Annotated in this window: 9 protein-coding genes; 2 read left to right on the top strand and 7 right to left on the bottom strand. The window is 46.2% G+C overall.

Annotated elements, in window-relative coordinates:
• Positions 1-162: 162 nt before the first annotated feature.
• The 4 genes from GY683_RS03710 to moaA are packed head-to-tail and all read right to left on the bottom strand — an operon-like array spanning position 163 to position 3,338.
• Positions 163-834 (bottom strand): NTP transferase domain-containing protein, encoded by a 672-nt coding sequence (locus tag GY683_RS03710; protein ID WP_297287468.1) that lies wholly within the window; start codon positions 832-834, stop codon positions 163-165.
• A 39-nt stretch (positions 835-873) separates the two neighbouring features.
• A complete protein-coding gene (gene moaB, locus GY683_RS03705; protein WP_297287467.1) occupies positions 874-1,440 on the bottom strand; it encodes a molybdenum cofactor biosynthesis protein B in 567 nt (188 codons plus the stop codon).
• A 37-nt stretch (positions 1,441-1,477) separates the two neighbouring features.
• The gene (locus tag GY683_RS03700) at positions 1,478-2,179 is read right to left on the bottom strand and encodes an MOSC domain-containing protein (protein WP_297287466.1); all 702 of its coding nucleotides are present in this window, start codon (positions 2,177-2,179) and stop codon (positions 1,478-1,480) included.
• 46 nt (positions 2,180-2,225) lie between these two features.
• Positions 2,226-3,338, bottom strand: a complete 1,113-nt coding sequence (moaA, locus tag GY683_RS03695) for a GTP 3',8-cyclase MoaA (protein ID WP_297287465.1) — start codon at positions 3,336-3,338, stop codon at positions 2,226-2,228.
• Positions 3,339-3,612: 274 nt separating this feature from the next.
• On the opposite strand from moaA, the gene GY683_RS03690 reads away from it, so the two are divergent.
• Positions 3,613-4,989 (top strand): MATE family efflux transporter, encoded by a 1,377-nt coding sequence (locus tag GY683_RS03690; RefSeq protein WP_297287464.1) that lies wholly within the window; start codon positions 3,613-3,615, stop codon positions 4,987-4,989.
• Positions 4,990-5,114: 125 nt separating this feature from the next.
• Complete coding sequence (locus GY683_RS03685; protein WP_297287463.1) at positions 5,115-6,542, top strand: lytic murein transglycosylase; 1,428 nt, start codon at positions 5,115-5,117, stop codon at positions 6,540-6,542.
• A gap of 91 nt (positions 6,543-6,633) precedes the next feature.
• Here GY683_RS03685 and GY683_RS03680 read toward each other — a convergent pair whose 3' ends face one another.
• The 3 genes from GY683_RS03680 to GY683_RS03670 form a co-directional block, all read right to left on the bottom strand.
• Positions 6,634-6,807 carry a hypothetical protein gene (locus GY683_RS03680; RefSeq protein ID WP_226997789.1) on the bottom strand — a complete coding sequence of 58 codons (174 nt, stop codon included), beginning with the start codon at positions 6,805-6,807 and terminating at the stop codon, positions 6,634-6,636.
• A gap of 102 nt (positions 6,808-6,909) precedes the next feature.
• Positions 6,910-7,773 (bottom strand): glutamate racemase, encoded by an 864-nt coding sequence (gene murI, locus GY683_RS03675; RefSeq protein ID WP_297287462.1) that lies wholly within the window; start codon positions 7,771-7,773, stop codon positions 6,910-6,912.
• The gene (locus GY683_RS03670; RefSeq protein WP_297287461.1) at positions 7,766-8,383 is read right to left on the bottom strand and encodes a DUF1285 domain-containing protein; all 618 of its coding nucleotides are present in this window, start codon (positions 8,381-8,383) and stop codon (positions 7,766-7,768) included. Before GY683_RS03670 ends, murI begins: the two co-directional genes overlap by 8 nt.
• Between the last annotated feature and the right edge of the window lie 187 nt (positions 8,384-8,570).

Below are 8,570 nucleotides of genomic sequence, written 5' to 3'. Positions count from 1 at the left end.
GTCTAAATGGGTAAGATTCATGATTGCTCTTTTTGTGGTTTGTTTTGGGAAATTGGGTTTGGGTAAATTGTCATTTAACCTATATGATGATTAGTTTGGGAGAATGTGATTCGCCCCTACATATCCAAATTTTGGAATACATTTTAATTGAAAAAGTCAAATCTACCCCTTAAAATACGACAATGCCACTTTAAATTCATCAGGCGTATTAAAATTGGCAAGATTTCGCCAATCTGTTGGCATGGATAGTGGCATGGGTATTTGGCAAATGGTTTTATCATTTAAAAATTTCATCACAGACCGCTCGCCCCTATCCAAATACACTTTTAATTCATCATATAAGGATAATGAATAACAGCCCAATAGCGGATAATCTTTATCGCCTAATGTGTCTTTTAAATACGCCCCATGATGATTTTTTAAATCAGTCTTTTTTAATAAATTAAAAATTTGACCAACATCAATCAAATTATCACAGCTAATCACCATTAAAAAGTTATCGGATAAATTATTGTCTGTTGATTTATCTTGATGATTAATAAAATGATTTTGGCAATAATAAAAAGCGGATAATATACAAGATAACGCCCCTGCATTTTTGATATAGTCATCAATGATAACAACAGATGAATTTACCAAATTGGTGTTTTTTAAAAAACCTTTATCCAAAAAATTCTTATCATTATCGCCAAGTAATATCGGCAGATTTAACATATTGGCATTATTAATATGAAAATCGAGCAATGTTTGATGAGTTGGCAAAGGCAGCAACGCCTTGGGCGAACCCATACGCCGAGAATTGCCCCCTGCCAAAATCAATAGACCAATCATCATGGTTTTGCCTTTTACCCTTTTACCTTTTGTCTTTGTGGCTTAGCCGTGCGTGGGATTTTGACGCATGAGATGTGGCACAAAGTTGCATGGGCGTGTGCGGTTATCAAGCTGTTCTAACAAAATGCCTTCCCAGCCCGTACGGCACGCCCCTGTTGAACCTGGCAGACAAAAAATTGCCGTACTGTTCGCCATGCCTGCCACCGCCCGAGATTGCAAGGTGGACATACCGATGTCATCTTTGGAGAGCAGGCGAAACATCTCGCCAAAGCCTGCTACTTCTTTGTCAAATAGCACCGACACCGCTTCTGGCATATTGTCCCGATGATAAAAGCCCGTACCGCCCGTGCTGATGACGGCATGAACATCAGGGTTGGCAATCCATGCACTCATCACGGCACGGATTTGGTAGATGTCATCTGTCGTGAGTTTGCGGTCGATGAGCGTATGCCCTGCTTTGACGATACTGTCCGTCAGATATTGCCCTGACGTGTCCTCGTCCAGCGTGCGGGTGTCGGAGACGGTCAGCACGGCGATGTTGAGCGGGATAAATGATTTGTCCGCTTTTGGTGGAGCGATGTGGTTGGGGTTATTGCAAAGTTCACACATAGGATTGCCCTTTTAAAATTAAAAAATATATTAAATATCAATTATTTGAACGTTTGTCGTAGATTTTCTTTTTCCAGCTAATTTCTAGGCAGTCAATGCCAAGCCATTTATCCGCCGTCTGTGCCTCAATGCCAGATTTTTGGTTAATTAATGACCATAACGCTGTCAAATTAGCAAAAGGATAAGGGCGGTCAATAAGATAAACAGGCATGTCCGCATGAAGCACCCCAGTTCGCACCACCTGATAATACCACCCTGCAATGCCCTCTCGTGCCACGAAATAGGACACGCCTGCATTGCCAAGCTTGTCATTAATCTTATAGCAAGGGCGACGTGGCTGTATCAGACGCACTTGCACGCTGTCATCGCCCTCGCCAAACTGATAAATGTCGCCAATACAGACATTATCCTCGCACATCGGCTCGCCTGCTGTCATCACGGTTAGGTTCTCACCCAATGAACCGATGGGTGCGTTCAAATTAAATTCTTGATTGATGGCGTCATAGGTCGTGATGGGCATTTGGTGCAGGGCTTTTAGATGTCCACCGTGGAATTTATGCTCCGCCTGCTCATCCTCAGACAGACCCAATAAATTCACCGTCATGCTACCTTCAATCGCTATTTTGTTAATGGCACTCACGCCACGCACGAACGGCTCTACCTTGCCTGCTCGTACATCGGTTAATGTGCCGATAAATCTTGGCAAGTCATCTGCTTGTGTGATTGTCTCTGCGGTCATGATTGAACACCTTTACATTAAAAACAACATCATATCATAGGAATAACTAACCGCCCACGAGCGATAAATTATTCATCATACCGCTATGGCTGTCCAAATAATGATGTTCAGGTTTGATTGGCATGAGACTTTTTAATGCTGTCATCAGCCCTTTTTTGTCTTGTGTGGCAAGATAAGGGCGAATGTCATAATTTTGAGAATCAAATAAACACAAATGCACTTTGCCAAGACTACTCACCCTTAGGCGATTACAACTATCACAAAAGTTTTTGGCATACGGCTCAATAATGCCAATACTGCCTGCATAATCAGGATGGATATATTCAATGGCAGGCCCATCGTCTTGGGCTTTGGTTTTTGGTTGCCAGCCGTGTGTGATAAGGTGGTCTTTGATAAAATGAGCGGTTTGATTTTGAGCAAAAAACAAATCGGCATTATCGCTGGTTTGCATAAATTCAATAAAGCGATAAGTCACAGGACGTTCTTTGACAAAATCAAGGGCGGATAATAAATTATCATAAGCGGTATCGTGCATTAAAATACCGTTCATTTTTAATTTAATATCAGTCGTCTCTAATAATCTATCCACGTCATTTAATAACGTGGGCAATATATCAAAGCCTGTGATTTTTTTAAATACGTCTTTATCAAAGCTGTCAATGCTCAGATTTAATTGATTAAGCCCTGCGTTTTGCCAAGATGATAGGTGTTTGGCAAGTTTATAGCCGTTTGATGAGATGGCAACTTTGGCAATGCCATGCTGTTTGGCAAGGGCGATGATGTCCGCCAAATCACGGCGAACGGACGGCTCTCCGCCCGTCAGACGCACTTTTTTTGTGCCAAGGCTGACAAAGCCGTCAAAAAGCGCGTCAATCTCGGCAAGTGTCAGCTCGTCATCGGGACGTTTGCCTTGATAGCCGTTTGGCAGGCAATAATCACAGCGAAAGTTACAAAAGTCGGTAACCGATAGGCGTAGGTAGGTCAGCTGTCTGTTAAATCCGTCCACAAGCGGGGTGGGGGCAAGTTGGGTGTGTGAGCCTTGCCCGCCCATGTCAGCAAAGGGGGCTTTGGCGTGGTAGGTGGGGACGGATGTTTTCATGTTAATCGGCTGGGCGTTGCCTCGGCTATGGATGTAAGCTAAGTCTAACAAAACAAACATCGATAGTCATCCATCTAATAGGGCGCAGAATACTACTTTAGAAGTATAAATTGACAATAATCAATCCAAATTTGTCTTTAGCCACGCCCATTGTGCCCGCGCACGCACTTAAGATGGATATTCTGCCCTATTTTTTGGTTTATTTATCATAGATACGATTGGGCTTTACATGGACTTTTTGGGCGTTTTTCTTTATACTACACGCCAACGAATTTCATCTATTTTTTGAATCTTTATTGGCGAAATTCGCCTCATTCATCACATTCGGCTCATCATGCTAGACGTCACCGCTTATTCTATCAGCACCTACAAAAAAGAACTAAAAGCTCTCATCGCACTCGCCCTACCCATGCTACTGGCTCAGGTCGCCCAAGTCGGCACGAGCTTTGTCGATACCGTCATGGCAGGCGGTGCGGGCAAGGGCGACTTGGCAGCGGTAGCACTGGGCAGCAGCCTGTTCGTCACTGTCTATGTGACCTTAATGGGTGTGATGAGCGCGCTTAACCCCATGATCGCTCAGCAGCACGGTGCCAAGGCTACTCATGAGATTGGCGAGATGGGACGTCAGGGTCTGTGGTATGGACTGCTGATGGGCATCATTGGGATGTTGGCGATGTGGGTGGCGATCGCGCCATTTAAGGCATTTTTTGATTTAAATCAAGAGACGCTTGCCATCACCGAGAGTTATATTTGGTTTATCGGGCTTGCCATGCCTGCTGCCATGGTGCATCGTGCGCTACATGCCTATGCGTCCAGCCTCAATCGCCCTCGTGCGATCATGATCGTCAGCTGGATTTGCTTTGCGCTTAATATTCCTTTGAATTGGATTTTTGTTTATGGCAAATTTGGCATGCCTGCGCTTGGCGGTGCTGGCTGCGGCTTGGCGACTGCGGTGGTATTCTGGGTGAATGCCGTCGTGCTGGCTATTTATATCGCCAAAGACGTGTATTTTAAGCCGTTTGGTCTAACAGATAAAGTCACCGCCCCCAACCTAAAAACCTTCATAGAAATTACCCGCCTAGGCGCACCGATTGGCTTGTCATTTTTTATTGAGGTTAGCTTATTTACCTGCATCATGTTCTTGGTGGCGCGACTTAGTGGTGATACGGAGAACTATGTCGCCGCCCAGCAGATCGTGATTAGTCTGACCAGCCTTATCTTTATGCTGCCTCAGAGCATGGGCATCGCTTCAACCGTGCGCACCGGCTACTACCTAGGACAACAAAAACCAAAACGCGCACGCTATGTCTCAGGTGTCGCCATCTCATCCGCCATCGCTGTCTCATTTGTTACGGCGGCGTTTTTGATTGTTTTGCGTTACCCATTGGCGGACATGTACACCGATGATCTGACGGTGATTGGCATCGCTGCGACCGTGATTTTATTCGCTGCGGCATTCCAGCTGGTCGATGCCATTCAATGCGTGGCAAGCTACGCCCTGCGCGGCTACAAGGTCACGAACGTTCCCATGTTGATTCATCTCATCGCATTCTGGGGCTGCGGTCTGATTCCAGGGTATTTTTTGGCATTTCATTATGACATGGGCATCTATGGATTCTGGACGGCGCTTGTGATTTCTCTGGCGGTGGCGGCGGTTTTCTTGTTATGGTATCTTGAGCGCCACAGCCAAAAAATCGCACAAAATCTCTAAATACGCTCAAAAATCAGCCGATACCTTACTCAAATCTTGCCCATCGGTTGATTTTATCAATTTTACTTTTTAAATAAGCAAAAATTTTGTACTCTATAGCTACTTTTGCCATTTTTAGGACAATTATGAAAACCCTAACCAAAATCAGCCTTGCCCTAGCAAGCATCGGCGCATTCTCTAGCGCACAGGCCAATGATCTGCCTTATCTATCAAATGCACAGTTCCAGCAGTGCTTAGATAATCTCAAGCATTCATCCGCCTTTCGCGGCATCTCTGGTAGCACCTTTGAGATGTATCGCCCCAGCGAACCTGACCCCAGCGTCATCCGCTCGCTAAACTACCAACCTGAATTTAAAAAAGACCCATGGGATTATCACGCATCACTTGTTGATAGTGAACGTGTGGCAGATGGTCTGGCAGCTCGCGCTGAGCAGGCCGACGTGCTGCGCCGCATCGAGTCACGCTATGGCGTGAAGCCTGAGCACGTGCTTGGCGTGTGGGGTGTTGAGAGTAACTTTGGTCAGACATTAGGCGGCAAGAACCTATTCACCAGCTTAGCAACTTTGTCTTGCTTTGATCGTCGTCAGAGTTATTTTCGTGGTGAATTTGCCAGCGCACTCAAAATCGTCCAAAACGGTGACATCCGCCCATCTGACATGACAGGTTCATGGGCAGGTGCATTCGGACAGACACAGTTCATGCCGAGTACCTTTTTGGAATTGGCGGTGGATTTTGATGGTGATGGGCGCAAGGACTTAGTGAATTCTAAGGCAGATGCGCTTGCCAGTACCGCCAATTTCTTAACCAAACGTGGCTACCGCGCAGGTGAACCATGGGGCTATGAAGTCCGCCTAAACGGCTACACGGGCTCAAGCGGACGCACTGCCAAAAAATCCATCAGTCACTGGCAGAATCAAGGCATCACCCTACCAGATGGTCGTCCGTTGCCAAATAACATGGCATCGGCAGGTCTGCTATTGCCAGCAGGTCGCCAAGGTCCTGCGTTCTTAGTGGGTAAGAACTTCGATACCTTCTATTCTTATAACGCATCAGAGAGCTACGCACTTGCCATCGCTCATCTATCAACGCTGATTGAGAATTCTGATACCAACACTAATTTTGCCACCCCTTGGCCAACTGACGATCCTGGCATCAGCCGCCGTGAAGCCAAAGAAATTCAGCAAGCGCTACTAAATGCAGGATACGACATCGGCAAAGTCGATGGCATCATCGGCGATAATACGCGCCGCGCCATCATGGATTATCAACGACAAGCAGGCGTTAGCCCAGATGGTCGCGCAGGTCAAAAATTCCATCGCCTAATCACAAGCCGCGTGAGCACGAGCCTCGGCGCAGCTCAAGCTAACCCAGTCGCTCAGCCTGCTCAAGTTGTACGCCCTGTTGTACAGCAAGCACCATCGGTCGCGCCAACTCAAGCTCAGCCAACTTATGCGCCGGCACGCATCATTCAAGTGCCAGCTCAGACGGTTGCACCTAAGACATATCGCCGCGTGGTGAATGCTGATGGCACCATCTCATTAGTGCCAAACTAATCTGACAGACAAACAAAAGCCCAATCCTGGCGATTGGGCTTTTGTTTGTTAAATTTAGAGTTATGCACTCATTGCAATAGGCAGCAAGCCATCACTCTTCTTCTTGGTCATCATCCCATTTGGCATAGGATTTTGATGGGTCAATGCCTTGTGATTTTAGGTAGGCCACTTGCTCTTCAAGCGTGCGGTTTTTTTCGGCTTCGTGCATGCTGTCTTGCAGTTCATCGAATTTTTTGATTTGTTCATTTAGCTTTGATTCTGACATGGTCATCTCCTTTGCGGTTATGTTGGTCTGATACCATTAGACCAAATTTAAAGCGCTTTGACAATGCTAATCCATGCGCGGTTACATTTTTCTACATTTGCCTTACAGCACATCATCGGCCAATGGCAAAAAGTCATGACCCACGAATTTCACCTGATCATCAATCAGCCCGCCCACGGTTCTGGCCAGCTGCTCATCGAAATGACTGGCGTACAGAGTCAGTGGCAGATCCTTGGGCGAATTGGCACCAATCTGATAAGCATTCAGCAGCGACTTGACGCGCTGAGCAATAGCAGCACCCGAATCAATCAGATGTATGCTAAGGTTGTTTTTGTCGATATACGCCTGTAAAAACTCTCGAAAAAATGGATAGTGCGTGCAGCCCAGCACCACCACATCCACACCATCATCTGACCACAGGCGCATCTGCTCGATGAGTAGGTCTGCCACATGGCTGTCGATGGGCATGCCGCCTTCCACCCATGGCACGAGCATCGGCTCGAAGTGTTTTTGTACCGTGATGCCATTGGGGGTCGCTACTTCATCGATGACATCATTAAGCAGATGCCCCGACAAGGTGGCGCGCGTTGCCAATACGGCGATTTTGTTTGTCTGAGTCTTGGCGCAGGCGGGTTTTACAGCAGGCACCAGACCTACAATGGGCACACTGCATCGCTTTCTGATGGTAGGTAGTGCGTTCGCTGATGCGCTATTACACGCGATGACGATGAGCTTACAGCCGCGCTTGCACAACCTTGCCACCGCCTGCAAGGTTAACAATAGAATCTCATCGGCAGACTTATTACCATACGGGACATTCGCCGTATCAGCATAATAGATAAATCGCTCATTGGGCAGTAGCGCCTTTAGATGTCGATAGACCGACAGCCCGCCAACACCCGAATCAAACACGCCAATCGGTGCATTCTCTGGATCATTAACATAATCAGGATGCTGATTAATCATGACTCACCTCGGTTACCACACGGTGCGTACGTCCACCGCTTGTGAGCGTAAGTATCGTCTGATCGCCCTCTTCGGACAGCTCGCCCATCTGTATGAGATGATACAGCACATTAGCACCCACGCGTGCCGTCAGCTGATGGCGCGTGTCAATGTACAGACGATCTTCTGCCTTGCCATCCTTGATAAATTCCTTAAAATACAATGGATTATCATCAAGGACAATCTTATCGCCATTGGTTGTACCAAATTCAATCCACGTCACGTCATCTTGCTCGATTTGATCCACGGTGTTGATCAGTAGCGGCGCATCGAACACCTTAATCTGATACATGTCACTGGGTGTCTTCAAAAAATAACGCTTCACGCCATCATTACCCACCTGACCCCAAAGCACGCTGGCAAACAAATCAACCAATGACTGACGAGTCATCTTATCACCTTCATGATACCATTCTGCATTATCCGCGATAAAAATATCAAAGTCGTGAATGCGCGTGGGCGACCATTTCTCAAGCGGGGGAATTTTGCGGTTATTTTGAGGTGATGAATGACTAAGAATGTCCTGCAAGACATTGTTTTTATTGTTAATTTGTGTATTATTCTCTGTCATTATACCACCTGCATCATTAGGCTAGATTTGGATTAATTGTATCTGAATTAACCCCAAAAAATCAATCATCCCAACAATCATTCGCCACAATTTTTTACAAAATTATCATCACATGCGCGCAAATCTCTGATTAATTGCATAAATTGACTTGCTTAAAAATCTGATGTTGGTAAAATAATGAAATTTC

Origin of the sequence: Moraxella sp. (assembly GCF_024227015.1) — a bacterium.
Classification (GTDB): Bacteria; Pseudomonadota; Gammaproteobacteria; order Pseudomonadales; family Moraxellaceae; genus Moraxella.
Note: the sequence above shows the minus strand (reverse complement) of the source record. Positions and strands in the feature narration are given on the sequence as shown.